Below are 25,180 nucleotides of genomic sequence, written 5' to 3' on the forward strand. Positions count from 1 at the left end.
GACGACCCCGGCGCCAAGCTTAAAGCCAGCAAAATGGTCAGCCATTTCATCCGGGCAGTCACCTCTGGGACACAGTTTGTCCTAGTATGTGCGGCTCCGCCTGTTTTTACTCCAGCCCCATCGAATAAAGACTATAAACGATCAGAAAAAACGAAAAGGCGATCATTAAAATCGAAATGAGCGCCAAACTGCGCTTCATATTTGCTGGCAGCGAATCGCGTTTCATATAGACGACTGCGCCAAGCGCGAAGGAAGCAATGACGAAAATAATCGTTGCGGTAAAATCCATTTCTGTTGGGCCTCCCGTATTAGCTCTTATGCGGTATGCTTTAGCGTTATGTTCGCCGCACAGGAGGAATTTTCCTGCCGGTGCGGCGATATGCTGCGGCGAACCAAAAATCAGACGGCCTTAAACGCAGTGATAATCGCTTCGCGTTCTTCCTCGCTGCCTTTAAAAGAAGAAACTTTGAAACGGTTTTCCGCCCAATGCATCATCTCCGGACGACTGACAAACGTGTGGCATTCCTCACCCCATTGATCGGATATTTCCCGGACAATCAACGTTTTGCCTCTCACTTCCACGGTTAGCATATTATATTTATCTGTTTTGTAGATTTCATGTTTTTTGAACATGCCTGCAACCACCTTTCGAACGAGCTGTAAAATTGTATACTCTTCATCATAGCCAAAACTAGGGGTGGAAATCAATAACTTCGAATGGTAGAATAAGGACAGTTTTCCCGCTGGCGAAAGACTTGACTAGAAAAGCTCCAATCGGGAGTGTCGAGGTTTGAATTGGTCGGCAGGCAAACGCAAAGACGAGGCGAGATCAGATTAGATGAGATGAGAAGAGGAGAGTGCAAGAATGACAACTACGCATTACGAGCAAATTGGCGTTGCTATGACATGCCGCGGATTTAATGAATACGTCCGCATGTTCGATCTGAACGAGACGCTGCTAAGCCGAGGAAGCGTCCTCGACGTGGCGGGGGGAGCATCGTCGTTCACGGCGGAATTGTGCGGCAGGGGAGCGGACGCTTACGCCGTCGATCCTCGTTATTCGAAGAACGCAAATGAATGGATCCGCGAGGCAACCGAAGAAATCACCGTGTCGACGGCCAAGATCGATAAGCTGAAGGGAACGTTCGACTGGAGCTACTACGGTAATGTGAAGCTTCATCGGGCTGGACGCGAGGAATCGCTTCGTCGGTTTGTATCTCATTTGAGCGAAGAAGAAGGAAAGCAACGATATATTGCTGGAGGGCTGCCTCAGCTGCCTTTTGCAGACGGGACCTTTTCGCTGGCGCTTTGCAGTCATTTTTTGTTTTTATACGCCGAGCAGTTTGGCTTTGAATTTCATAAACAATCCGTGCTGGAGCTAATGCGCGTGTGCAAGCCGGGCGGCGAGGTGCGCATTTACCCGCTGCTGTCGCTCAATTGGGAGCGATACGAGCGGCTGGATGAGCTGCTGATCGCGATCAGGGAAGCCGGCGGCGAGCCGGAAATCTGTCAGTCGAATTTGCCGTTTATCCCGGGCTCCGATCACTATTTGAAAATCGTCTTGCGATAAAGTTTGACTAAATAAAACGTAAACAAAGCTCCCCTCGGCCGTTCCGAGAGGAGCTTTGTTTACGTTTTATACCCGGTTCCTGTTGTACAGATGCAGAGCGATAAAGCCGCCTGCAGCGACGAGCGCAAGCGCCGAGCCGATATGGAAAAACGTATCGCGGCCGAAAAATTCGAACACGTAGCCGCCGAACGTGCCGCTTAGCACACCGGCGATTCCAGTCCAGACGATCGCGTGCACCGCCTGGCCCGAAGAACGGAATTCGTCTGGAATAAGGCGTGAAATGTAGCGAAGCGCCGTTGAGAAATAAATGCCAAACGTTACACTGTGCATAAGCTGCGTGGCGAGCACGAGGCGCGGATCGCTGATTTCGCTTAACAGTCCCAGTCTTAACGCATAGAGCAAGCACGCGATAACAAGCAATGGTATTTCTTTAAACTTGTGTCCGTACTTGCCAAGCAGGAACAGGATCGGAATTTCGCTCATTGCGGAGAGGAGCCAGGCACTCCCGACAAGCGAGTCGGACGCGCCCATTTCCCGCAGCGTAAGTCCAAGAAAGCCTTCGTACATCCGGTGAGAAATGGAAATAAGTAATATTATAAAAAAGAAGATAACGATTTGCGGCTTGCGCATCAGAACGAAAAAGCCTGAAAAATCGATTTTGCCTGCGCTTCCCCTATAATCTTTAATGATAAACGAAAAAAGCAGCGAGAGGGTGATCGTCCCGAGCGCAATAGGCAGCGTCCATCCGGTGCCGACGACTTTCAGCAGCAGGCCGAAAGCGAAAGCGGACGCGGCGAAGCCGAGCGAGCCGAATATGCGAATGAGCGCGTAGGGCGTACCCGTATACTGGCTGGAAAGCAAAAAGAGGCTGTCGCTCAGCGGGTTGATCGGTGTCTGGAAAAAATAAAAAGCGGTCATCACCGCGCAAATTACCGCGAATTGCTCGGCTGGAAAAAGCAGCGCAAGCGAGGCGAGCTGCCCGAACAGCAACAGCGTCAGCAGCTTTTTGATCGTCTGAAACCGGTCGCTCGCCCAGCCGAGCAGCAAATTGGCGAATATGGATATGAAAGGACCGGTCGAGGCGATAATGCCGATTTGGGAAGGCGTAAAGCCTTTATCCAAAAAATATAAAGGAAGAAAGGAGACGACCGCCGCGTGCGTCGCATAGGCGGCAAAGCTGAAGCCGCGCAGCGCGGCTGTTTCCTTTCTGGCGGATACCGAATTTACAGCGGTTTCTTTTGCAGAGATCGAACTATCCATAATTGGACGGGTCACTTCCTGTCTGTTCTATTGGGAGCGATAAGGCGTATAAGGGGTGAATTTGCGATGTTTCGATGACGCCGTTAGCGCTTGAATTCTATCATTTTTGTAAATCAGTATACCATGAAGCGCTGGATTATTGGTTGTCGAAATGGTACATTAATGTGTGGAGGTTCATTATGGGGGATTATCGGTTTCAATGGAATGAACGGCTTCGGATCGCTCTACCTGTGCTGGAGGGTGAATGGGAGTCGTACGGGACCAGGGAGCAATCGGAAATGGTAGAGCGGTGGGAGCTTATCCGCGGCGCCATTCCAGATCGAATCATGGAGTTTGAGCGCATTATCAATGTGAAGCAGGCGGAGCTGTTTGAAGAAGAAAACTTTGCAGAGTCCTGCCGGATCAATGCGGAAATCGCCGAATATGCGAGCCGGATCAACGATCTTCACATCTGGTACCGTGTCAATCAACAACTCGATTCGCGTCGGCATTCCTAAGCGATGGAAGGAGACAAATAGGATGCGTTTGACGACTGTAACCACCCGTCAGATCCCGCAAGGACCTTTCAAATTAATGTATCGCGTTTATCGCTACATACTGCCCGATGTAGAGGCCGAGCTTGATCGGCTGCGGCAGCTGGCGGAGCGCATTCCCGATCCTGAGCTGCGTACACAGGCGCTCAGCAGCATGGCAAGCAAGAAATTTCATTGCCAGGGCGGAGCGGTATACGCCTGCGCGAACATGGAATATCGGCATGTCCTAATTCCGCTCATTGTCGCGCTTCAGACGATTAGCGACTATTTGGACAATTTGTGCGATCGAAGCACGTCGCTCGACCCGGAAGATTTCCGGCTGCTCCATCAATCGATGCTGGATGCGGTTGATCCCGATGCGTCGTTAACTGACTATTATGCGCATCGCAAGGAACGGGACGACGGCGGCTATCTTCACCATTTGGTTCGCACATGCCAGACGAACGTCGCCAAGCTGCCGTCTTACGGCAGCGTGCTTCGAAGCGTAAAGGAATTGGTTGGGTTATACGGCGATCTTCAGGTGTACAAGCATATTCGCAAAGAATTGCGGGAACCGCAGCTTTTATCCTGGTGGGAAGAGCATATGGAGCATTACCCCGGACTGCAGTGGAATGAGTTTGCCGCCGCGACGGGCTCTACGCTCGGTATGTTTACGCTATTTTTGGCGGCGAGCGGAGACGGCTTGTCTCAAAGCGACGCCAGGGAGATCAAGGAGATTTATTTTCCGCACGTATGCGGACTCCATATCATGCTCGATTATTTGATCGATCAGGAGGAGGACGAGACGGGCGGCGATCTTAATTTTTGCAGCTATTACGACAGTCAGCAGCGTCTGGCCGAACGAATCGGATTTATTGCGACCCATGCCCGCCGTGACGTACGGCAGCTGCCAGCTTCCAGATTCCACGGTCTTATTATCGAAGGCCTGCTCGCGCTTTACTTGTCCGATCCGAAGATTAAGTCGCAAACCGACGTGCAAAGCGTGACGAAAAAATTGATGAAGAAAAGTCCGTTTACCCGCTTGTTTTTTCTGGTCAACAGCATTTGGATTCGGAAGCAGCAAGCTTAGTTATATATAAACAAAGTCTATTATTTTTTTGGAGGAATGGAAGATGTCTTCAGTAAAATCGATTGCAGTATTAACGAGCGGAGGCGACTCGCAAGGGATGAACGCGGCAGTACGCGCGGTCGTGCGCAGCGCCTTGTTTCACGGGATTGAAGTATACGGCGTACAGCGCGGCTACCAAGGCTTGCTGAACGACGATCTCCGTCCGATGGATCTTCGCAGCGTAGGCGATATCATTCAACGCGGAGGCACTATTTTGCAAACGGCTCGCTGTAAAGAGTTTGTGACGGCGGAAGGCCAACAGCGCGGCGCAGACGTGCTTCGGGCCAGAGGCATTGACGGTCTGGTCGTTATCGGCGGCGACGGCTCTTACCAAGGCGCGAACAAGCTGAGCAAGCTGGGCATCAAAACGATGGGCTTGCCAGGCACAATCGACAATGATATTCCGTTCACCGACTATACGATCGGCTTCGATACGGCCGTTAGCATCGTTGTTGATGCGATTAACAAAATTCGCGACACGATGTCCTCGCACGAGCGTTCCTCGGTCGTTGAGGTTATGGGTCGCCATTGCGGCGATATCGCTCTGTATGCCGGTCTTGCGAGCGGCGCCGAGACGATTATCGTACCGGAAGTGCCTTATGATTCCAAAGAAGTATCCGAGCGTATGAAAGCCAACTTCGCAAAAGGCAAACGCCACAGCATTATCGTGGTAGCTGAAGGCGCTGGCAAAGGCGACGATATCGCACGCGAAATTTTGGACGGCTGCGGATTGGAACCGCGCGTAACGGTTCTTGGTCACATTCAACGCGGAGGCACGCCAACGGCAACCGACCGTATTTTGGCAAGCCGTCTCGGCGATTTTGCGGTTCAGCAATTGATGGCCGGCGAATCGGGCAAGGCATGCGGCATTGTTAAAGGTGAACTGGTGACGACAGATATCGATACGGTCGTTAATTCCAAAAAACCGTTTAATATGGATCTTTACGAGCTGGCGCTCCGTTTGTCGCAATAATTGCAGACTTAGAGCCAAGTTCAATTATTTAATAGTTTGGTCGCGCTGCTGGCTTCGTTCCAGCTGGCGGCTGCAGCGGCTCGGGCATATGCCCGGGCTTTTTTTCGTCCGACGTGCCCAATTTCTTAGGAGTGCGGTGCGTTAAGTAACGGTGGCTTTAAATGCATAATGGTCGATCACTCACCGCCATGCAGCGCAACATCGCGTTGTATGCTGCGCTCAGTGTTCTTGGCTCCGGGGCCGTTATGCATTCGGTTTAAATTCCGTTTACAATAAGGAAGTAAACTTCTTTCATACAGATAGAGGAGTTGGAGCAGACAATGGATCATAACGAACAGAACAACAGAGCCGAAATGCACACTGAAGGAGCCAAGGTGCCGGCCGGTAAAGCTGGGAAAAAGAGTATTGGCAGCTGGAAGCCGTTTTTAAAAATGATTATGGAGACGAAGCCGCCGAAGCTGCTTTTGACAATCGCGATTTTGCTGAGCGTTGTATCGACGGCAGCCTCGTTGATCGTACCTTTGTTTACAAAGGATGTCGTCGACAGCTTTTCGACGTCGCAAATTGGTACGCGGCAAATCGTCGTGTTAGGCGTCGCTTTTCTCGGGCAGGCGCTGGCTTCGGGCTTTTCCATCTATTTGCTGGCGAGGATCGGTCAGTCGGTTGTTGCCGGACTGCGAGACAGACTGTGGAAGAAACTGCTTAACTTAACGATCCCTTATTATGACAAGCACCGGACGGGCGATACGATCAGCCGTGTCACAAACGATACGGCGATTGTCAAAGGCCTAATTACCGAGCATATGACCGGTTTCTTAAGCGGCATCATTTCGATAGTCGGAGCGGTTGTCATTCTTCTCTTTTTGGACTGGCGGATGACGCTGCTGATGCTTCTTGCCGTGCCGTTTGCGATGGCCGTCATGATCCCGATCGGACGAAAAATGATGTCGTTGTCGAAAACGCTGCAGGATGAGACGGCAACTTTTACATCGACGCTGAACCAGGCGCTTTCCGAAATTCGGCTCGTCAAAGCGTCGAATGCCGAAAAAATCGAATACGACGCAGGCAAAAAATCGATTTCCGAGCTGCTGCGGCTCGGTATTCGGGAAGGCAAGCTGAGCGCGTTTATTTTCCCGCTCATCGGGTTAGTGATGATGGCGATGCTGGTGCTCATTATCGGATATGGCGGCATGCGTGTATCGAACGGAGAGCTGACGGCGGGTGATTTGGTCGCTTTTATTTTGTATCTGATCCAGATCGTCATGCCGATCAATCAAATCTCGACGTTTGTCACGCAAATGAATAAAGCGGTAGGCGCGACGGAACGAATTGTAGAGACGCTTGGCGCCGATGAGGAACCGTCGGAAGCCGGCGAGGTGTTGGCCGATGCGCGGAGGCCGATTCTGGTCGAAGGCGTCAGCTTCGCTTACGAGGATCAGGAGCCGGTGCTGCGGGATGTCAGCTTTGCGTTGAAACCGGGCACCGTAACGGCGATCGTCGGGCCAAGCGGCGGCGGCAAAACGACGATGTTCTCGCTGCTGGAGCGCTTCTATGAGCCGCAGCAGGGCGATATAACAATCGGAGGAAGCAGCATTTACGAGATACAGCTAGCTTCCTGGCGCAATCACATCGGCTATGTTTCGCAAGAAAGTCCGCTCATTGCCGGGACCATCAAGGATAATCTGTGCTACGGTGCGAAGCGGGAAATTAGCGATGAGGAACTGAGACAAGCTGCGCGTATGGCTTATGCCGATCGTTTTATCGATGAGCTGCCGGACAAATACGAGACGGAAGTGGGCGAAAGGGGCATCAAGCTGTCGGGCGGTCAGCGCCAGCGTATCGCAATTGCAAGGGCGCTGCTGCGCAATCCGAGCATTTTAATGCTTGACGAAGCGACGTCCAGTCTCGACAGCCAGTCGGAGGCGGTCGTGCAGCAAGCGCTGGACAATTTAATGGCCGGCCGGACAACGCTCGTTATCGCCCATCGGTTGTCGACGGTCGTGGACGCCGATCAAATACTGTTCATGGAAAAAGGGGTCATTACTGGACGAGGAACGCATCTGCAACTGATCGAAACGCATCCTCTTTACCGCGAATTCGCGGAGCAGCAGTTGAAGCTGACGGAGACGATATCGATGTCGGGATAATCTTTTAAAGCAAACGATGATAGGAGGGCGCATGCTCTATGACGAGAATTGCGGTTGTGGACGACGATTCCAATATTCGGCGGCTGGTCGGTCATTTTCTGAAGGCGGAAGGCTTCGAGGTGCTTGAGGCGGAGAATGGCAAAGAGGCGCTGTCCTTGATCGAGGCGGAGAAGCCCGACCTTGCCATTATCGACGTCATGATGCCGGAGATGGACGGATGGGAGCTGTGCCGGGAGCTTCGCGATCATTACGGCGATATGCCTCGTCTGCTGTTGACGGCGAAGGGGGAAACCACGCAAAAGCTGAAAGGGTTCGAGCTGGGAGCAGACGATTACTTGGTCAAGCCCTTCGAGCCGCTTGAGCTCATCGCCAGGGTCAAGGCGCTGCTCAAGCGTTATCGAATCGCCTCATCGCAGCTCGTGCAGGCGGGGGAGGTTGTACTCGATCGTGCTCAACTAGCGGTGACTTCTTCTGGCGAGCGCTTGACTATTCCTCTTAAGGAGTTCGAGCTGCTGTTCAAGCTTGCGAGCTATCCCGGCCAATCATTCTCGCGAGGGCAGCTGATCGAGTCCATTTGGGGCTTTGACTTCGAGGGGAACGAAAGAACGCTCGACGTTCACATCAATCGGCTGCGCGAAAGATTTCCGGAAGCTGACAGCGGCTTTCGGATTGTGACGATTCGAGGCCTCGGCTATCGCCTGGAGGTGAAGGGGTAATGTCGAGGCTGGAGGAGAAATACGGGGATCGGCGCTGGTTTTTTATTGCCCATGCGACTGCCGGCGTCTTTGTGTTCTGTCTTGTGCTGGCTGCAGGCTGGGGGCTCGTTTATTTCGGTATGAACCTACTGTACGGCTGGATTGGCTGGGAGCCAACCGATTTCTGGAAGCAAATCCTTCATTCATTCATCGGTTTATTTTTAATTTTCGGCGTGATTCGCGTCGTCATGATGATAGGCAACAAGACGCCGATGGAAATCAACAGCACGCTCGATGCGATGCGACGGATCGCAAAAGGAGATTTCAAAGTGCGGCTCGATATTGGGCGTCGGAATAGAGGGCCGTTTGAAACGATTATGCATGAAATTAATCATATGGCCGTTGAGCTGGATGAAATGGAACAGCTGCGGCAAGCTTTCATTTCCGACGTATCGCATGAAATTCAGACGCCGTTGACGTCGATCAGCGGCTTCGCCCGGGCGCTGCAAAACGATAGCCTGCCGCAAGAGACGCGTCGGTCGTATTTGCGAATTATCGAAAGCGAAAGCGTTAGACTGTCCCGCTTGAGCGACAACTTGCTCAAGCTGTCTTCGCTCGAATCCGATCATCATCCCTTCGAGCCGAAAGCGTATCGGCTGGATCGGCAGCTAGGCAATTTGATTTTATCCTGCGAGCCGCAATGGACGGAGAAGAGACTTGAGATGAACGTCGACATGGACGAAGTGCTCGTTTTTGGCGATGAAGACCTGCTTAGCCAAGTATGGATTAATTTGCTCGGCAACGCGATTAAATTTACGCCGGAGGGCGGCAGGATCGACGTCCGGCTGTCGCGTGACGCAGCCGATCAATCTGTCCGATTCCGGATCGCGGACAATGGGATCGGGATTCCGGAGGAAAGCAGGGAGCTCGTATTCCAACGGTTTTATAAAGCCGATAAGGCGAGAAGCCGCAAAACCGGCGGCAGCGGGCTGGGATTGTCGCTCGCCAAAAAAATCGTCGATATGCATAAAGGCCATATATTCTTAGAGAGCGAGCCGGGCCAGGGAGCGGCTTTCACGGTTATCCTTCCACCGGAAGAAATGCTGAAACAAAAGCAGAGCTGAGGATAACGATCGAAGAAGGGTTTTACAATGGAAGGAAGTATAAATCGCGAGGTGTTAGAATGATTTCCCACCAATTGCTTGCTCATAAAGCTGTTGTTGAATTACTGCCCCATATAAATGCAGATCAGAATTTACTTTTTTATAGCTACGTAACGCAGCACAAGGAGAAGGCGCAGTACATCGGCCAATTTATTAATGGTCAACTTACAGTCGTATTCGCCTATTTTAGCGGGCTTTCCTTCCCCGCCTTTTCGTTCTTCCGAGTGGAAGGGAAGGAGATTCGTTTTCCAGAACTCATCGCTTTTACAAGAGAAACGATTACGCTCGATGAACAGGCCATTTGCGGCACGATACTTAGCCAGGAGGATCTTGAGCTGTTTCAAGGCTTTGGCTTGATTAGCGGCACTCCTCAGCGTTTTCAAATGATGAAGCATGAAGATGAATCCAAACTTCTTCATTCAAGCACTGTAACCGAGGTTCAGGAAAGCGAGTATGCGGAGGCTGTTGATTTTTTGCAAAGCGGCGGGATGAAGTTTTTCACAGTAGATAAGCTTAAGCGCTATCCGTTTCTTGGTATTAAACAGGGGAACGAATTTATATCGATGGGGGGGTATCACTTTTATGACGCAAAGCTTGTAGAGATAGGCAATATATTAACTAAGGTGGAGTTCAGAGGAAGAGGGTTGGCAAAGCTCCTGACAAGTGAATTAACGCATCTCGGGAAAAAGCGTTCGCCTCATATCTATTTGGGCGTATCTATCGATAACTTACCTGCTATCCATATCTATAAGAGCTTGGGTTATAAAAGGACCAAGGAGGTTTTCATTGTTAATTTTACATTGTCCCGTTTAGTCTCAGGGCTGTGCTAAACTGCTTTTTGCAAATCCAATATAAAAACGAAGGGCTCCAGTTCCACTGCAAAGCAGGAGAAGGAGTCCTTCGTTTTTGTAAACCAAACAGCTGCATTTATTACCGCTTTTACTTGTACTCGACATCGGCCGAATATTTGTTTCCCGCATTCCAGAGCAAGTACTCATTGACGTTCGAATCCCGAAGCGCTTTGATCTGGGCCTCGACCTCGGCTTTGCCGTATTTCTTATAATGGCCTTTCCCGAGCCAGCTTGCCGTGAAGTCTTGAATCCAAGGACGGATAATCGGCTTTTCTTTGCCGATCGGGTCCAGCTTCTTATGCGTATCGTCCATGGCGCCTTTGATTGTGGCATAAGGGCTGAGATCGGGATCCTTTTGGCTGAACCAGCCGGTCGTATAGTGGCTCGGATAAATCATTGGTGAAATGACGTGCACGTCATTCGATATTTTGACGAAATCCTGGCCGATTCCTTCAGCAGCGGGCACGGAGGCGGCATAGCCGAAAATATCGACCGATACGCGCACGCCAAGCGGCTCAAGCTGCTCTCTGGCGTACTTGACGAACCCAGAGACGGCGTCGACGCGGCTCGCTTCGTTTTTGTCGAACGCGAGCGATTCGGCACGCTTCTCGAAACCTTCCGGGAACCGCACATAGTCGAACTGAATTTCCTTAAAGCCTAGGCGCGCCGCTTCCTTAGCGATATTGACGTTGTACTTCCAAACTTCCTCGCGGTAAGGGTTGACGAAGCTTTCGCCTTTGCCGTTCTTCCAGATCGTGCCGTCGGAATGTCGGAAGCTCCACTCCGGCTGCTTTCGTGCCAAGACAGTGTCTTTAAAGACGACGATTCGCGCAATCGGATAAATGTTATGCTTTTTGAGCGAAGCCATTAGCTCGTCGATATCCTTAATATACTTTTGCGGCGTCCCGAGCTCCAGCAGCTCCGGCGTTGCCGTCGGATAAGTTATGTATCCGTTGTCGTCTTTGATGTCGATAACCATGCTGTTCAGATCGGTATCGTCCACGAGCTTCAGCAGCGATTCCATTCTTGCTCCTCCGGCGCTGTGGGCCGTTACGTAGATGCCCTTGACCACGGGCGCATCCGGCTGCGGATCCTGCTTCTTGCCGTCCGTATTTCCCGGCAAGCCCGACTGGCCCGGTGTCGACGTCTCGATGACGGTTTGTCCCGACGCAGCGTTCAACAGCGAAGCTGCCACGTGGTTTGCCGCTGCATTTTCCTCTCCAGTGCCTGTCATCAGGCTGTACATCAGCATAAGTGTAGAAAAGAAGATGTCCATAAATTCTCTCCCCGCTAGCTATTCTTCCCAAATTATAAAACACAAAGGACAACCGTGGCACTTATTTTTTTTCAAAACGGCTATATTTAAGCCGCCAATTGTTTCTAAATCGGCTTCCAGTGCTGTTGCGGACAACAAAAAAGCCTGCTGACGCATGGCAGCAGGCTTACAATCTTTCCTTCGTTTTCCCGATAGTTACTGTAACAGAGCTTCTACTTGGTGCTCGCAAATACTTAGCTGCACGATTTCCATCGCATCGGCCGGAGCCAGTACGGCTAACCCGTCCCTCAGCACAATGTTGATTGCCAGCTCGCGTTTCGTTAGGAATGATCCAAGTTCGGGCGCAAGCTTCTCCACAATTTGAGACAATGTGACAGTTTCCATATCCACCTGAGCATCACCCTTTCATCATTGGTTAAGGGCAAATCATATGGCATGAAATTGAAACGAGCGGGATAATTCCATTATAACAGGAACATCGGTAAAAACATAGGGATAGGTATAGCGCTCTTTCCGTGCCTTGCTGTTTGCTGCACACCGAATACGGCGTGCCGTACTCTGTATGCCGCGTGTCGCATGCAGCGTGGAGATGCGGGCGCAAGTCAGTCCTTAGGTTTGGAAAAGTCGCCCATGACCCCGACCGTCTCGACAATATTTACGAATGCGCGCGGATCGACAGAAGCGATCGTTTTGCGCAGTTCCTCTAATTCATAGCGTGTCCGAACCGTCATCAGCATATCCCGTTCCGCGGACGAATAAGCGCCTCGTGTCTTGATGATCGTAATCCCTCGGGGATGGGAAAGCAGCTTGGCGAGCAGTTCCTCCGTGCACGTCGTGACGATAAAAGCGGTCACTTTAATGTGGCGCACATGAATAATATCGACCATTTTGCCTGCCGTATAGATGGCAACGAGCGAATATAGCGCAAGGTTCCAATCATGGGAAAAGGCGACAAGAGCAGCGATGACGAGTCCGTTCAAAATAAAGATAATCATGCCGACAGGCAAATCGCGTTTGCGGATAACGATAGAGGCGATGATGTCAAAGCCACCTGAGGAGCCGCCGTACCTAAGCGTAAGACCGGTTCCAAAGCCAAGCACGATACCGCCGAAAACAGCGCCTAGCACAATGTCGTCGGTCACTGTTACAACCGGAATGAGTTGCATGAAAAGGGTGGAGGCTATAACGGCGCAAATGCTCCACGCAATAAATCGGCGCCCGACAGCAAACCATCCCCATATAAGAACGGGCAGGTTAAGCAATAAGTAAAGCCATCCGATGTTGCCGCCGGTTATATAGCCGATCATCATCGCGATGCCGGACAATCCGCCGCTGAGCAGCCGATGGGGGATTAAAAACAGATTAAAGCTCGCGGCGATAAGCAGCGAGCCGACGATCATGGCTGTCGCCGAAAGCAGGTTGTTTGCTCGAGGATGCTTCAATGCGATCGCTCCTTGAATGACTGAAAGTGAGACAATAAAAAGGGATCTTTTATTTATGTAGTATGCCTTTTTATACTTTACTGGTATTCGTAATCGAATTTGTGCTATAATGATTCAGATATTTTTAAGTAGGCTGTAGAAAAAAAGGAGTATGAGAAAGTTTGAAAACATTTGCTGAATTTGGCCTGGAACCGAAAGTGTTGCAGGCAATTACGGAGCTTGGATTCGAGGAATCTACCCCGATCCAGGACAAATCCATTCCAATTGCGATGACCGGTAGCGACATGATCGGCCAAGCACAGACGGGTACAGGCAAAACGGCTGCATTCGGAATTCCGCTGATCAACAAAATTCCTACCAGCGAAGAGCGCATTGTCGCGTTAATCATGACCCCTACCCGCGAACTCGCTATTCAGGTAGCCGAGGAAATCGGGAAGTTGACTCGATACAAAGGGCTCCGTTCCTTGCCAATTTACGGTGGACAAGAAATCGGCCGCCAGATCCGCGCGCTGAAGAAGAAGCCGCAAATTATTATCGGCACGCCGGGCCGACTGCTTGACCACATCAACCGGAAGACCATTCGCTTGGAAGACGTTAACACGGTCGTTCTTGACGAAGCGGATGAAATGCTGGACATGGGCTTCATGGAAGACATTCAATCCATTTTGAAAATGGTTCCGGATGAACGCCAAACGATGCTGTTCTCGGCTACTATGCCGCCGAACATTCAGAAGCTGGCCCAACAATTCCTGAAAAATCCGGAGCATGTTTCGGTTATTCCGAAACAGGTTACAGCTCCACTTATCGATCAAGCTTACATCGAAGTGCATGAGCGCCAAAAGTTCGAAGCGCTTAGCCGCCTGCTCGATATGGAATCGCCGGAGTTGGCTATTATTTTCGGCCGTACGAAGCGCCGCGTCGATGAATTGAGCGAAGGCTTGCAGAAGCGCGGCTACTCGGCCGACGGTCTGCACGGCGACCTGTCGCAGAATCAGCGCGATAACGTCATGCGCAAATTCCGCGATGGAAGCATCGACGTACTCGTCGCTACTGACGTTGCCGCTCGCGGTCTCGACGTGTCGGGCGTGACGCACGTTATCAACTTCGACCTTCCGCAAGATCCGGAAAGCTATGTTCACCGTATCGGCCGTACGGGCCGCGCGGGCAAAGAAGGAACGGCTCTGTCGTTCGTAACGCCTCGCGAAATCGATCACTTGCATTTCATCGAGAAAGTAACGCGTCAACGCATTAACCGCAAGCCTCTGCCAAGCATGGCGGAAGCCATTGAAGGCAAGCAAAAGGTTACGGCGGAGCGCATTCTCGAAATCGTGCAAAACGACGATTTCAACGAGTACAAGAGCATCGCAATCCAACTGCTTGATCAATACGATTCCGTTCATCTGCTCGCTGCAGCGGTTAAGCTGCTGACAGGAGAGAAGAAAGACGTAAACGTGGAGCTGACTCCAGAAGAGCCGCTTCGCGCGAAAAAACGGAAGCCGGATATCCGTTCCAACGGTCGCCGTTATTCCGGCGGCAGCTCGTTTGGCGGCTCCCGCGGCGGAAATGGCGGCGGAGGATACCGCGGTCGTGACGATCGTCGTTCGAGCAACGGCAGCAGCAACGGTGGCAATGGCGGCGGCGGATACCGTGGCGGAAGCTACGACCGCAACCGTGACAATAACGGCAGAACCCGCAGCAACAGCGGAGAATCGCGCCGTCCGAAACCTTCTTCCGAAGATTACGTAAACAACTAAGCGCATCCTTTCGCACCGTGCGCAGGAAACTGCGCGCGATGCGAAAAAGCATGAACAGCACAGGGAAGTCCGTTTTGCCTTGCGGGCATCCCGGACTTCCCTGTTTTCATGAGCTGGCGGCAAGACGGCTTGCGTATCCGAAATGGATAACGGCCTGCTACGCGCAATAAAGGCTAATCAAGTATCTTACAGTAGTGGAGGCAGAAGGAATGGAACCAAGAGGCCTAATGGGCGGATTTTACAGGATTTCCGAGTGGATCATGCGCCTGTCCGTTATTAATGTACTGTGGCTTATATGCTCGATTCCGTTTGTGTTTATCGCGTTTACCGGACTGCTGATGGCCCCGGAAGGCGGCACAGAACAAGATCTGCTGGGCCAATTGTATCAGACGATGTGGCTGCTTGCCATTGTCGCTCCGTTTACGCTTTTTCCGGCAACATCTGCTATGTTCACGATTGCCCGTAAATGGGTAATGGGTGAAACCGACGCACCATTGTTCAAAACCTATTTCCGCGGTTATAAGGAAAACTACTTGCAAAGCATGATTGGCGGAATTGTGTATACGGTTCTGTTCGTCATCATGATTTTGGATTTCCAGTTTTTCAGAGAGCAACTGGCTATTCTGTCTTATCTGTTTATTGCGCTGCTGCTGCTGCTCGTCGTGTCGATGTTTAACTTTTTCTCGATGGTCGTCCACTATCATATGAAAACGTTTCAATTGCTCAAAAATGCCATTCTCATTACGATTGGTAAGCCGTTCCGGTCGTTTTCCACAGCTATTATGGCCATTGCGGTTATGTTCTTGAGCACTCGCTTCACGTTCCTTATTCCTTTCTTCATGGGCAGCATTATCGCATACCTGTCCTTCTGGAACTTCCACTTGATCTATCAGAAGCTGCAGGATCAAGCGGAGAAGGCGAGGCAGGCCGAAGAAGAGGAAGCGGAAGAGTTCGCCGAGCTGACGAACTCGGATTCGGGCAAAGACAATAAATAACTGCTTGTCGAAGTTTACTTTTACCGCCGATACGTCTATAATGGTCTATACATCCTGCGATGTTCGTTTCGGCTTTTCGTTGTTTTGAACCAATGGCTGTTTCAAGGGAGTTCAATATTGAAGCGCGGCTGACATGCCCTCGAAAAGGGATCTCATAACCGTTTCTGCGGACACCCACCTGCGAGAGCGGGTTCAGAAACATGTAAGTCGGACGGCATATGCGGGTTTTTTTATGCCCATACGAGGAGGCTTTGCGGTAGGTTGAAAGACGGCGCGAAGCCTCTTATTATGAATATAGATGTCGGCGTAACCGGTTTACGCATGCGGATTGCGGCGGAAATCAAAGTATGAACACAGACCGTACATATTTTGCCGGAGGAGGAGATCGTCGTTGTTAAAGCGGACCTTAATCGGGCTGCTGCGCAGTCATGAACAGACAGGGGATAAAGCGAAGGACCCTCTGCTCAAATCTCATTTCTACAAGCTCTCCAAGGAGAAGGCTTGGGACGAGGTCGTATCTACTTTAAAGAAAATGCAAGGCTACAAGGTGTTGCACGAGGTGCAATCCGTCGGAGAGATCGTCGTTGAGAAAAGAACCGCGTTCGGCCGTACGATGGATATTACCGTTTCGGTTATCAGCGTCAATCCTGTCAATTCCGCTGTAGACATTTACTCCGCCTCTCGCGGCTCGATGGGCGATTTGGGCTCCAACTACCGGGTTATTCTCGATATTTACCGTACGCTGGACAAGAAGCTAGGCGCCTACAAACTGAGCGCTAACCGTTAAAAAACAAAGCGAGGAAGGTTTAGCCTTCACTCGCTTTGTTTGTGCGTAAGGGTCGTAATGCGTATGTATGTACAACCCTGCCCTGTCTTTGAATCTTAGACGAGTGCTTTTACCGCTTGTACGGCTTGCTCGTAGTTCGGATGCTCAGTCATTTCACCCAAGTACTCGACATAACGGATTTGATCGTCGGCGTCGATAACGAAGATGGAGCGCATATCAAGGCCAAGCTCTTGAATGTAAACGCCGTAAGCTTCGCCGAAGCTGCGCGTTTTGTAATCGGACAGCAGGACAACTTTGTCAACGCCGGCAGCACCGCACCAGCGGGATTGGGCGAACGGCAGGTCAACGCTGACCGTCAGAACGACTACATTGTCGCCGAGAGCGGCTGCTTCTTCATTGAAACGGCGGGTTTGCGCGTCGCATACGCCGGTGTCGATCGAAGGAACGACGCTGATCAGCTTGATTTTACCTGCAAAATCCTTCAAGGAAACTTCTTCGACAAGCGATTTGCTAACAGTAAAATCTGGAGCTTTATCGCCGGCTTTCAATTCCGGTCCGATCAAAGTAATAGGGTTGCCTTTAAACGTGGCAGCGCCGGTACGTGTTTGCGTCATAGCAAGAACACCTCTCCTTAAATTTGAATGGTCAATACCAAATTTATTATAATCGTAATGAATCGTTATTGTCCAATACAGCAAGGAGATGATTGTCTTGATTTTTTTACGATACGAAAGCTTTCGCGAATATTTGCGGCTTTATCCGGTAACCGTCATTTTGATTGCCCTCAATATTGTTTATTTTATCGTTGTCGCGCTAAACGGAGGTACAACCGATACGTACACGCTAATAAAGTACGGAGCTTTTGTAACCCTTCCCGATGTTGATCCGTATGGTATATTGGAACCTTGGCGTTATGTGACATCGATGTTTATGCATGCGGGCTTTCAACATCTGTTGTTTAATATGTTTTCGCTGCTTGTTTTCGCTCCGCCGCTCGAACGTTTGCTGAAGAAACCGCGCTACTTGTTGTTCTACCTGCTATGCGGCGTTCTCGCCAGCGCATTCAGCGCTGTAATGCAGCTGGTGCTCGGAGACGGGCCGTTGCTTGCTGTCGGAGCGTCTGGAGCGATTTACGGCGTTTACGGGGCCTTCTTGTACATTGCGCTGTTCCGCAAAGCATGGCTGGATGACGGATCGCGCAAAACCGTTTATACGATTTTGGTATTTGGTATTATATATTCGATTTTGATACCGAAAATAAGCTTATGGGGCCACGTAGGCGGCGGGTTGGCCGGCTTTCTTCTTTACGGACTGCTTGACCGCGCAATGGTTCGCCGCAAACGGGCGAGATAACTTCCGTTGCATGGACTATTAGAATGAAGGAGACGTTATGGAACTTCGTCAGCTTTATTACTTTGTTAAGGTAGCAAAAAAAGAACACGTGACGCAGGCGGCCGAGGAGCTGCATGTGGCGCAGTCGGCGGTAAGCCGGCAAATTCACCAGCTCGAGGAGGAGTTGGGCGTTAAGCTGTTTCTTCAAAAGGGAAGAAACTTGCAATTGACGCCCGTCGGCCAGTTGTTTCTGAAACGGGCGGAAGTGATATTGGCCGACCTTGAGCGGATGGTGGTGGAAATCCACGAATTTCTCGACCCCGAGAGAGGAGAAATTCGGCTCGGCTTTCCGCACAGTCTTGGCGTTTCACTCATCCCGCAAGTCGTCGCCGCGTTTCGGAAGAAGCATCCTAACGTCAAATTCAGGTTCAAGCAAGGGATGTACCCAACGCTTATTCGGGATATGGTTCAAGGGGAGATCGATCTCGCTTTTATATCGCCATTTCCGGACGAGCATGATCAGGTTTCCGGCCAGGTGCTGCTAACGGAGGAGCTGTACGCGATTTTGCCTCCCGGGCACCGTTTGTCAAACAAAGAACGAATCGATTTGGCCGACTTGAAGGACGAAACATTCGTACTTTTCAGCGAAGGCTATTCTTTGCGGCCGATTGTGTGGGAAGCTTGTCTAAAGGCCGGATTTACCCCTAAAATCGGCTTTGAAGGCGAGGAGACGGAGACGATCCGGGGTTTGGTCGCCGCCGGTATGGGCGTCAGCTTGCTGCCTGAGATGGCGCTTCATCATGGAGGGGCTCTACAGCCTGCGAAAATTCGTGTAGAAAATCCGAAGGTTACCCGAACGATCGGCATCATTCACCGCTCCGGCGAGAAGCTGCCGCTTGTCGCAAAAGTATTTCACGGCTTTCTGACGAATCATTTTAACGATATTATGAAAAAATGAAGTACTTTATAACGAATATTCAGGGCAACCAGCTAACAGCTGGTTGCTCTTTTTTTTGCTCAAACTTAAAATCAGTGCTTGACGCAATAGGAGAGAGCAGCGGAGGGTCAGAGGGATTCTGGAGAAACGATAGTGTTCGCTTTTAAAGCAAGATTTCTACCGCAGACAACTATTAAATAAGGAATCAGGCTTTAATGGCGATCGGAAGAACCCTCTGACCCGCAGCGCTTCCACTCACTTATAGTCAAGAACTGATTTGGGTTTTGAGTCCTTTTTTTATATTGCTGCATGCAAAAAAAACAGGCATCCTCGTTAAGAAGATGCCTGTTTGCTCCATCGGATTAATCCCGGTTGGAGGTGAAGATCATAATGTATTTGACGAGCTCGAGCAGCGAGATAAGCGCCGCGGCTACGTAAGTGAGCGCCGCCGCATTGAGCACTTTTGCTACGCCGCGTTCTTCATCGTTCGTAATAAAGCCTTCCGAAATCATCAAGTCGCGCGCCCGGCTGCTGGCGTTGAACTCGACCGGCAATGTAATGAGCTGGAACGCAACCGCGACCGAGAAGAAAATGATGCCGAGGCCGATCAAGCCGGTTGCTTGGAACAGGAAGCCGCCGATCAGCAGAAACGGAGCCAAGCCGGAAGCAAAGTTGACGACCGGGAAAATGCGGTGGCGCAGCACCAGCATCGGATAGCTTTCCTTGTGCTGGATCGCGTGTCCGATTTCGTGACAAGCGACCGAGATGGCCGAAATGGAGCTTTCGTAGTAAACGGGCTCCGAAAGTCTAACGACGCGGTTGATTGGGTCGTAGTGGTCGGTCAGACGTCCTGGAATCGGTTCGATCGGCACATCGTGCAGTCCGTTGTTGTCCAACATTCTTCTTGCCGCCTGATAACCGGTCAATCCGCTCATGGCTTGCACTTCGGTCCATTTGTTGAACGTACCTTTGACACGGAATTGAGCCCAAATGGAAATCGCAAACGCGATTAGGATGAGAAAATCCATCGGATGGAATAGTAGCATAACGATTTACCTCCATTATTTTGTCTTTATTGTCGGATACGGAGCGTCTCGGCTTTACTACATAAAGTTCCCTTTATTCATGAGCAGCATGAGCGCTTCGATACACGCTACAGTCTGTGGCATGAGCCGGGTGTACATTTTGTTGGCCTGCCGGGGCTTCATTTGCTTAATAACCGGCTCGAGTTCCTTGACTTCCTTCTCGATTTGGCTTAAATGATGCTGCAGGTCCAGCAGCTTCTGCGACACCTTCTCTTGGGCGGTCACATCTTCCCAAGCGGCGATCATGCTTTTGATCTCGTCGAGCGTATACTTTTCCTTCTTCAAAGATTCAATACGTTCGAGACGGAGTAAAGTTTCATCATTATAGAGACGATAGTTTTTCGCCGAACGTTCCGACGGCTCGATTAATCCCGTGGATGTATAGAAATCTATGGTACGAGGGCTGATGCCGGCCAACTTGGCTAATTCGCCAATGCGATAGAGCTTCATATCCCCATGTTCTCCACCTTCCTTCTCCCTGTTATCTCTACTTCTATGATAATCAAAAATGAACCATACAGTCAAACGTGTTACATGCTCGTGTAATTATCGGAAAATCATCCGCAAAACGGACGGAAAAAGACTTCTATTAAAGAAGGGAAGTACGTCAGTATAGTCAAAATGCGAAGAATACGCTTTCTTCGGCAGTTTAACTACTTCAAAACTGTTAAAAAACTTAACATTTGAACTAAAACGAGACACGAACGTTAGATTTTTTTCGAAAAATTGAGGAAAGTGTATTGTCAAACTGAGCACTTCTGACTATAATGACATTAAGACTTTCATCACATGTAAGAAAACATAACACTGAGGGAGTGGTCGTCATGGTCAAGAAATTACTTATCACATTAGGGGCGCTAAGTCTGGTGTTCCCGGCAATGGCTTTTGCCGATGATCCATCTGGCAAGTCGCTGGACATCGGAATCAATTCGTTGTGGGTCATGGTCGCTTTCGTGCTCGTATTGCTCATGCAAGGCGGCTTCATCCTTCTTGAAACGGGCTCCACCCGAATGAAGAACGCCGGCCATGTGGCGGGCAAAACAATCTTCACTGTAGGTATTGCGGCTCTGATTTATTGGGCAGTCGGATACGGCATCGCATTCGGCGGCAGCGGCAACGGCTTCATTGGCTGGGGCGACTTCTTCTTCAACCCTGGTTATGCCGGTGACGGCGAAGGCGTACCAAGCTCAGTATTCTTCATGTTCCAGCTGGCGTTCGCAGCCGTATCGCTTTCCATCGCTTGGGGCGGTTTCGCGGAACGTGCGAAATTATCTTCCTACTTAATCTTTACAATCGTGTTCATCGCAGTCATTTATCCGATCGTTGCTCATTGGATTTGGGGCGGCGGCTGGCTCGCCGAAGACGGCGCGCAAGACTTTGCCGGCTCTACGGTCGTTCACTTGTCCGGCGCACTCGCGGCATTCGCGGCTACCGTGCTATTGAAACCGCGTATCGGTAAATTTAACAAAGACGGTTCGGCTAACGAAATTTCCGGTCACAACCAAGTGTTTACGGCATTGTCCGTATTGCTTCTCTGGGTTGGCTGGTTCGGCTTCAACGCAGGCAGCACATTGGCGATCGGCGACGGCTTCTTCGGATATGTCGCATTCACGACGATGCTCGGCGCAGGTGCAGGCGCATTCGCAGCGCTTCTCATCTCTTGGGCGATTCTCGGCAAAGCTGACATCACTACGACATTGAACGGAACGCTCGCAGGCCTTGTAGCCATTACAGCTTCTTGTGCATTCGTTGAGCCTTGGGCGGCAGTCGTAATCGGTTTGATCGCGGGTGTACTTGTATTCTTCAGCGCTAAGTTTTTCGAAAAAATCAAAGTTGACGATCCAATCTTCGCTTTGTCCGTACACGGTGTAGCCGGTATCTGGGGCACGCTGGCAAACGGCATCTTCGCTACGCAAGAGTTGGCTGAGAAAGTGGGCGTAGGTCAAGGCGGCCTTATCGATACGGGCAGCTGGAAGCAATTATGGGTGCAATTCGAATCTGTCGTCGTTGCCGGCGCATTCGTTCTTGCCGCATCGTTCCTTGTCCTTGGCGTAATGAAATGGATCATGGGCTTCCGGGTTACGGAGGAGCAAGAAATTATCGGTCTTGACCTGAGCGAACATGGAGCTTATGGTTATCCTGAGCAACTGAAAAAATCGGGTCAAAACATTCAAGGCTAATCCAACAGATGGTCTGACCGAGGGGAGAGGGCGAGAGAATGGCCGATTCGGTCCGTGTGCAGCTATTAAAGCAAATCGGTAAAGCCGATGACGTAAACGTGCTGCGCAGCTTGAGAGATCAAGCGCACGAACAGATGGAAGCTCTTCTCTCTTCGAGCCCGGTCGAACAATTTAATGAACAATTGAACGAGTTGCATGATGCGGTCATAGGCCGCGCCATTGCACTCGCGGAAGCGGAAATGGCACGGTCGGGGATGGGTTCTCCCCCCGTGCCTTACGCTTATTTATTGTTCGGCAGCGGCGGGAGAGAGGAACAAACGCTGTCCAGCGATCAGGATAGCGGCATTGTCTATCAGGACCCGGGGTCTGATTCGGAGCAAGTGCAGCGCTATTTTCAGCAATTGGCCTTGCAGGCGGTAAGCTATTTGCAGCGAACAGGTTATCCGCCATGCGAAGGCAATGTGCTCAGCAATAATCCGGAATGGTGCAGGTCAATGTCCGAGTGGAAAGAGAAGATGAACGGTTGGTTTCAAGAACCGGCATGGGAGTCGGTCCGGTATTTGCTTATTATCGCTGACGGAAGGTCGCTGTACGGCGAGCATAAGCTGCTGGTTGAACTGAAAAACCATTTCTTCAGTGATATGCTAGACCATCCGATTATTATTCAGCGGATGCTAGACAATACGATGCGTCATAAAGTGCTGCTCGGCGTTTTTGGTCATTTGCTGAAAGAGCAATACGGTGAAGATGCGGGGAGCTTGGATATTAAGTACGGAGCCTACATTCCAATGGTTAACGCAATTCGCCTGCTAGCTGTACAGGCGGGCATTCGTGATACGTCGACGCTTAGGCGGATTCGCAGTCTAGTGGAGGAAGAGCATCTCAGTTCCATTGAAGCCGCGGCGTACGAGCAAGCATTCAGGCTGTTTCTCCGTCTTCGGCTGATGACGACTGAGAATATCGACGAAGGCTTATATGCCAACAACGGTAAATTAGCGAGCCGCAAGCTGACAAAGGAAATGACGGAAGAATTGAAAAGCGCGCTCAGGCTTGGAAAGAGGCTGCAGCGCACGGTATACAAGCAAACCATGGGTAGGCTCAGGTAAGGCGGTGGCAACGTAATGAAGGAACCTAAAGGTGTCGGCAGGATGTGGAGTCTTTATAAGATGGGAGGATTCACTCCCGCTATCGCCTCCATGCTTGGCTCGCAGAATGCGCAGCAAATGGCTTTTATTCGTTCCGTTAATAAAGAACAGCGCAAGCAGCCGATGCTGGAAACCCCGCTTCAAGAGCTGGAGTATGTCGTATTCGATTTGGAAACGACAGGATTCTACCCGACCAACGGAGATGAGATCATTTCGTTCGGCGCGGTGCTTATGAAAGGAACGGAGCTGTACGAGAAAGAGACGTTTTACAGCCTTGTCAATCCGAAAAGGAGAATTCCCCGTGCGATAGTGGAGCTGACGGGCCTGACGAACGAGATGGTTCAAGACGCTCCGGACTTGATGCAGGTGCTGCATGACTTTATGGAGTTTATCGGAAAACGTTTGTTGATTGCCCATGCTTCCGGCCATGACAAGCAATTTTTGAACGCTGCCTTATGGCGGACGTCCAAAGTCAATCTGAATCACCGCGTGTTGGATACGATGCTGGTCGCGAAATGGCTGGAACCGAAGAGAGCTTCCTATGCGCTTGATGATCTGCTTGAGGAAGCCGGGGTTCCGATTACGGAGCGGCATCACGCGTTAGAAGATTCGCTGATGACCGCGAGATTGTGGCAAAGCTACTTACATCGGATTTTAGACCGCAACATTACGACGCTAGGCGACTTGTACGCTTATTTAAGCAAACACTAGAGCGAGCGGCTGAAAACCGTCCTTCGTTCTGGCGAAAGGCCGGACAACCGGCTCTCCAAGGTTTGACAACGAAACGATCCAATAAGAGAGACTGTCGTCGGCAGGCCAGTATCCGCGCACATCGCGGACGGACGGCAAAGCCTCCGATGACGGATGGGAGTGGAAGAAGCCGGATATTTTTTGCCGGCTTTTTTGTGTGTCATAATAAGCGGCTGTCCATTCAGCAGGATCGAAGGCAAAGGAGTGGAGCGGGTCGCGATGCGTGTTGGCGATTGGACGCACGGCTTCAATTGGCGGATCGAAGGGATCTAGGCTTTCCTTGTGCATGGGCGAGGGCGATAGAAGAATGCCGCATGCTTCCTGCGGCCATGCTGCTCTGCAAAGCTCAATCGTTTCCCGCAGCGCTTCCTGTGTTATTTTTATCGAATACGTTCCGTTCATCTTAGGCTCTCCTTGCTTCTTCTAAATCCATTACGGCTATTATAAAGCGATTGAAGCGGGATGGCGAGCGCTTCCGACTCACTCGCTTGAGCTTGCTTGCCCTTCATGGTAACATGGAAGGCGAAAGTGAAGCATAAGATGGAAAGAAGGGGCAGCATATGAAGCGCGCATCGGCATGGTTCGCAATTGCGTTTATTTTGGCGGGATTCGCCATCTATCAATACATAGCCGGAGATGAGGCTCTTAATGCTCAAGCGGCCGATTTTAAACCTAAGGCGGGCTTTCAGGCGGCTTCGTTCGAGCTTCCTGGCTTGGACGAGAAATCGTATCAAGTGGGCGGCGCCCAGCCAAAGCTGACATTCGTCAACTTTTGGGCTTCCTGGTGCGGTCCTTGCGAGCTGGAAGCGCCAGATCTGCAGGAGCTCCATGAAAAGTATGGCGATCAAATTGTCATGTACGGCGTGAACGCTACGAAGTTCGACAAGGAAAGGGCAGCCAGAAATTTCGTGAATGAGCATGAGTTTACGTTTCCGATCTTAATGGATCGGGTTGGCGACGTAACGAAGCAATATAAAGTCGACACGTTTCCAACCAGTTTCCTGATTGATTCGAACGGGATGATCGTTGAACGCATTAACGGGGTTATACCGATTGCCGAATGGGAAAGGCTGATCGAGAAGTACAAGTCGTAGAAACGACCGTTGCGGACCTAATATGTGAAATAAAAAAGCGGAACGGACATCGTCAGTGATGTCCGTTCCGCTTTTCTTATGTTGTTAAGAGCGGATAAAGCAG

The 25,180-nt window shown here is 50.8% G+C and carries 27 protein-coding genes and 1 other RNA gene; 18 read left to right on the plus strand and 10 right to left on the minus strand.

Going from position 1 to position 25,180, the window contains the following annotated elements; translation table 11 throughout:
- Positions 1 to 106: 106 nt before the first annotated feature.
- Together ACFVTB_RS11055 and ACFVTB_RS11060 are read right to left on the minus strand one after the other, a co-directional pair.
- Positions 107 to 289: a hypothetical protein gene (locus ACFVTB_RS11055; RefSeq protein ID WP_387748422.1), complete on the minus strand. Its 183-nt coding sequence runs from the start codon at positions 287 to 289 to the stop codon at positions 107 to 109.
- Between the two features lie 110 nt (positions 290 to 399).
- Entirely contained in the window at positions 400 to 633 is a 234-nt protein-coding gene (locus tag ACFVTB_RS11060; protein WP_387748424.1) for a hypothetical protein, read from the minus strand.
- 232 nt (positions 634 to 865) lie between these two features.
- On the opposite strand from ACFVTB_RS11060, the gene ACFVTB_RS11065 reads away from it, so the two are divergent.
- Positions 866 to 1,570 carry a class I SAM-dependent methyltransferase gene (locus ACFVTB_RS11065; protein ID WP_387748426.1) on the plus strand — a complete coding sequence of 235 codons (705 nt, stop codon included), beginning with the start codon at positions 866 to 868 and terminating at the stop codon, positions 1,568 to 1,570.
- Positions 1,571 to 1,636: 66 nt separating this feature from the next.
- Here the strand turns inward: ACFVTB_RS11065 and ACFVTB_RS11070 are convergent, their stop codons facing one another.
- Positions 1,637 to 2,830: an MFS transporter gene (locus ACFVTB_RS11070; protein WP_387748428.1), complete on the minus strand. Its 1,194-nt coding sequence runs from the start codon at positions 2,828 to 2,830 to the stop codon at positions 1,637 to 1,639.
- 179 nt (positions 2,831 to 3,009) lie between these two features.
- On the opposite strand from ACFVTB_RS11070, the gene ACFVTB_RS11075 reads away from it, so the two are divergent.
- From ACFVTB_RS11075 to ACFVTB_RS11105, 7 genes are all read left to right on the plus strand, one after another.
- On the plus strand, positions 3,010 to 3,327 hold the full coding sequence (locus tag ACFVTB_RS11075) for a hypothetical protein (RefSeq protein WP_387748430.1): 318 nt from the start codon (positions 3,010 to 3,012) through the stop codon (positions 3,325 to 3,327).
- A gap of 22 nt (positions 3,328 to 3,349) precedes the next feature.
- Positions 3,350 to 4,432, plus strand: a complete 1,083-nt coding sequence (locus tag ACFVTB_RS11080) for a tetraprenyl-beta-curcumene synthase family protein (RefSeq protein WP_387748432.1) — start codon at positions 3,350 to 3,352, stop codon at positions 4,430 to 4,432.
- A 43-nt stretch (positions 4,433 to 4,475) separates the two neighbouring features.
- Positions 4,476 to 5,444: a 6-phosphofructokinase gene (pfkA, locus tag ACFVTB_RS11085; RefSeq protein WP_387748434.1), complete on the plus strand. Its 969-nt coding sequence runs from the start codon at positions 4,476 to 4,478 to the stop codon at positions 5,442 to 5,444.
- Between the two features lie 353 nt (positions 5,445 to 5,797).
- Positions 5,798 to 7,591 (plus strand): ABC transporter ATP-binding protein, encoded by a 1,794-nt coding sequence (locus tag ACFVTB_RS11090; RefSeq protein WP_387748593.1) that lies wholly within the window; start codon positions 5,798 to 5,800, stop codon positions 7,589 to 7,591.
- 38 nt (positions 7,592 to 7,629) lie between these two features.
- Positions 7,630 to 8,307, plus strand: a complete 678-nt coding sequence (locus ACFVTB_RS11095; protein ID WP_387748436.1) for a response regulator transcription factor — start codon at positions 7,630 to 7,632, stop codon at positions 8,305 to 8,307.
- Positions 8,307 to 9,410, plus strand: a complete 1,104-nt coding sequence (locus tag ACFVTB_RS11100; RefSeq protein ID WP_387748438.1) for a sensor histidine kinase — start codon at positions 8,307 to 8,309, stop codon at positions 9,408 to 9,410. The genes ACFVTB_RS11095 and ACFVTB_RS11100 overlap by 1 nt, the downstream gene beginning before the upstream one ends.
- A 59-nt stretch (positions 9,411 to 9,469) precedes the next feature.
- Positions 9,470 to 10,279, plus strand: a complete 810-nt coding sequence (locus ACFVTB_RS11105) for a GNAT family N-acetyltransferase (protein ID WP_387748440.1) — start codon at positions 9,470 to 9,472, stop codon at positions 10,277 to 10,279.
- Positions 10,280 to 10,388: 109 nt separating this feature from the next.
- Here ACFVTB_RS11105 and ACFVTB_RS11110 read toward each other — a convergent pair whose 3' ends face one another.
- The 3 genes from ACFVTB_RS11110 to ACFVTB_RS11120 all read right to left on the minus strand — a co-directional run bounded on the left by ACFVTB_RS11110 (position 10,389) and on the right by ACFVTB_RS11120 (position 12,976).
- Positions 10,389 to 11,576, minus strand: a complete 1,188-nt coding sequence (locus tag ACFVTB_RS11110; protein ID WP_387748442.1) for a putative glycoside hydrolase — start codon at positions 11,574 to 11,576, stop codon at positions 10,389 to 10,391.
- A gap of 195 nt (positions 11,577 to 11,771) precedes the next feature.
- A complete protein-coding gene (locus ACFVTB_RS11115; protein WP_387748595.1) occupies positions 11,772 to 11,960 on the minus strand; it encodes a hypothetical protein in 189 nt (62 codons plus the stop codon).
- Between the two features lie 218 nt (positions 11,961 to 12,178).
- Positions 12,179 to 12,976, minus strand: coding sequence for a YitT family protein (locus tag ACFVTB_RS11120; protein ID WP_387748597.1), 798 nt, complete (start codon positions 12,974 to 12,976; stop codon positions 12,179 to 12,181).
- A gap of 203 nt (positions 12,977 to 13,179) precedes the next feature.
- On the opposite strand from ACFVTB_RS11120, the gene cshA reads away from it, so the two are divergent.
- From cshA to ACFVTB_RS11140, 4 genes are all read left to right on the plus strand, one after another.
- Positions 13,180 to 14,772 (plus strand): degradosome RNA helicase CshA, encoded by a 1,593-nt coding sequence (cshA, locus tag ACFVTB_RS11125; RefSeq protein ID WP_387748444.1) that lies wholly within the window; start codon positions 13,180 to 13,182, stop codon positions 14,770 to 14,772.
- A gap of 209 nt (positions 14,773 to 14,981) precedes the next feature.
- The gene (locus ACFVTB_RS11130; protein ID WP_387748446.1) at positions 14,982 to 15,767 is read left to right on the plus strand and encodes a YesL family protein; all 786 of its coding nucleotides are present in this window, start codon (positions 14,982 to 14,984) and stop codon (positions 15,765 to 15,767) included.
- 48 nt (positions 15,768 to 15,815) lie between these two features.
- A non-coding RNA gene (ssrS, locus tag ACFVTB_RS11135) (6S RNA) lies at positions 15,816 to 15,998 on the plus strand.
- A gap of 160 nt (positions 15,999 to 16,158) precedes the next feature.
- Positions 16,159 to 16,554 (plus strand): DUF1499 domain-containing protein, encoded by a 396-nt coding sequence (locus ACFVTB_RS11140; protein ID WP_387748448.1) that lies wholly within the window; start codon positions 16,159 to 16,161, stop codon positions 16,552 to 16,554.
- Positions 16,555 to 16,649: 95 nt separating this feature from the next.
- Here ACFVTB_RS11140 and tpx read toward each other — a convergent pair whose 3' ends face one another.
- A complete protein-coding gene (gene tpx, locus ACFVTB_RS11145) occupies positions 16,650 to 17,168 on the minus strand; it encodes a thiol peroxidase (protein ID WP_387748450.1) in 519 nt (172 codons plus the stop codon).
- Between the two features lie 97 nt (positions 17,169 to 17,265).
- On the opposite strand from tpx, the gene ACFVTB_RS11150 reads away from it, so the two are divergent.
- A complete protein-coding gene (locus ACFVTB_RS11150) occupies positions 17,266 to 17,907 on the plus strand; it encodes a rhomboid family intramembrane serine protease (protein ID WP_387748452.1) in 642 nt (213 codons plus the stop codon).
- 37 nt (positions 17,908 to 17,944) lie between these two features.
- Positions 17,945 to 18,844 (plus strand): glutamate biosynthesis transcriptional regulator GltC, encoded by a 900-nt coding sequence (gltC, locus tag ACFVTB_RS11155; protein WP_387748454.1) that lies wholly within the window; start codon positions 17,945 to 17,947, stop codon positions 18,842 to 18,844.
- A gap of 341 nt (positions 18,845 to 19,185) precedes the next feature.
- On the opposite strand, the gene ACFVTB_RS11160 is transcribed toward gltC, so the two are convergent.
- Positions 19,186 to 19,869: a zinc metallopeptidase gene (locus ACFVTB_RS11160; protein ID WP_387748456.1), complete on the minus strand. Its 684-nt coding sequence runs from the start codon at positions 19,867 to 19,869 to the stop codon at positions 19,186 to 19,188.
- A gap of 57 nt (positions 19,870 to 19,926) precedes the next feature.
- Entirely contained in the window at positions 19,927 to 20,358 is a 432-nt protein-coding gene (locus ACFVTB_RS11165; RefSeq protein WP_387748458.1) for a MerR family transcriptional regulator, read from the minus strand.
- 374 nt (positions 20,359 to 20,732) lie between these two features.
- Between ACFVTB_RS11165 and ACFVTB_RS11170 the strand changes: the two genes are divergently transcribed.
- From ACFVTB_RS11170 to ACFVTB_RS11180, 3 genes are read left to right on the plus strand one after another with little or no spacing between them, the layout of a single operon-like run.
- On the plus strand, positions 20,733 to 22,088 hold the full coding sequence (locus ACFVTB_RS11170; RefSeq protein WP_387748460.1) for an ammonium transporter: 1,356 nt from the start codon (positions 20,733 to 20,735) through the stop codon (positions 22,086 to 22,088).
- 38 nt (positions 22,089 to 22,126) lie between these two features.
- A complete protein-coding gene (locus ACFVTB_RS11175) occupies positions 22,127 to 23,194 on the plus strand; it encodes a DUF294 nucleotidyltransferase-like domain-containing protein (RefSeq protein ID WP_387748462.1) in 1,068 nt (355 codons plus the stop codon).
- A gap of 15 nt (positions 23,195 to 23,209) precedes the next feature.
- Positions 23,210 to 23,944: a 3'-5' exonuclease gene (locus tag ACFVTB_RS11180; protein ID WP_387748464.1), complete on the plus strand. Its 735-nt coding sequence runs from the start codon at positions 23,210 to 23,212 to the stop codon at positions 23,942 to 23,944.
- Here the strand turns inward: ACFVTB_RS11180 and ACFVTB_RS11185 are convergent.
- On the minus strand, positions 23,930 to 24,385 hold the full coding sequence (locus ACFVTB_RS11185; RefSeq protein WP_387748466.1) for a M67 family metallopeptidase: 456 nt from the start codon (positions 24,383 to 24,385) through the stop codon (positions 23,930 to 23,932). The genes ACFVTB_RS11180 and ACFVTB_RS11185 overlap by 15 nt on opposite strands.
- Positions 24,386 to 24,543: 158 nt before the next feature.
- Between ACFVTB_RS11185 and ACFVTB_RS11190 the strand changes: the two genes are divergently transcribed.
- On the plus strand, positions 24,544 to 25,077 hold the full coding sequence (locus tag ACFVTB_RS11190; RefSeq protein WP_387748468.1) for a TlpA family protein disulfide reductase: 534 nt from the start codon (positions 24,544 to 24,546) through the stop codon (positions 25,075 to 25,077).
- Positions 25,078 to 25,180: the final 103 nt, after the last annotated feature.

It is taken from the genome of Paenibacillus sp. NPDC058071 (assembly GCF_042885235.1).
Classification (GTDB): domain Bacteria; phylum Bacillota; class Bacilli; order Paenibacillales; family Paenibacillaceae; genus Pristimantibacillus.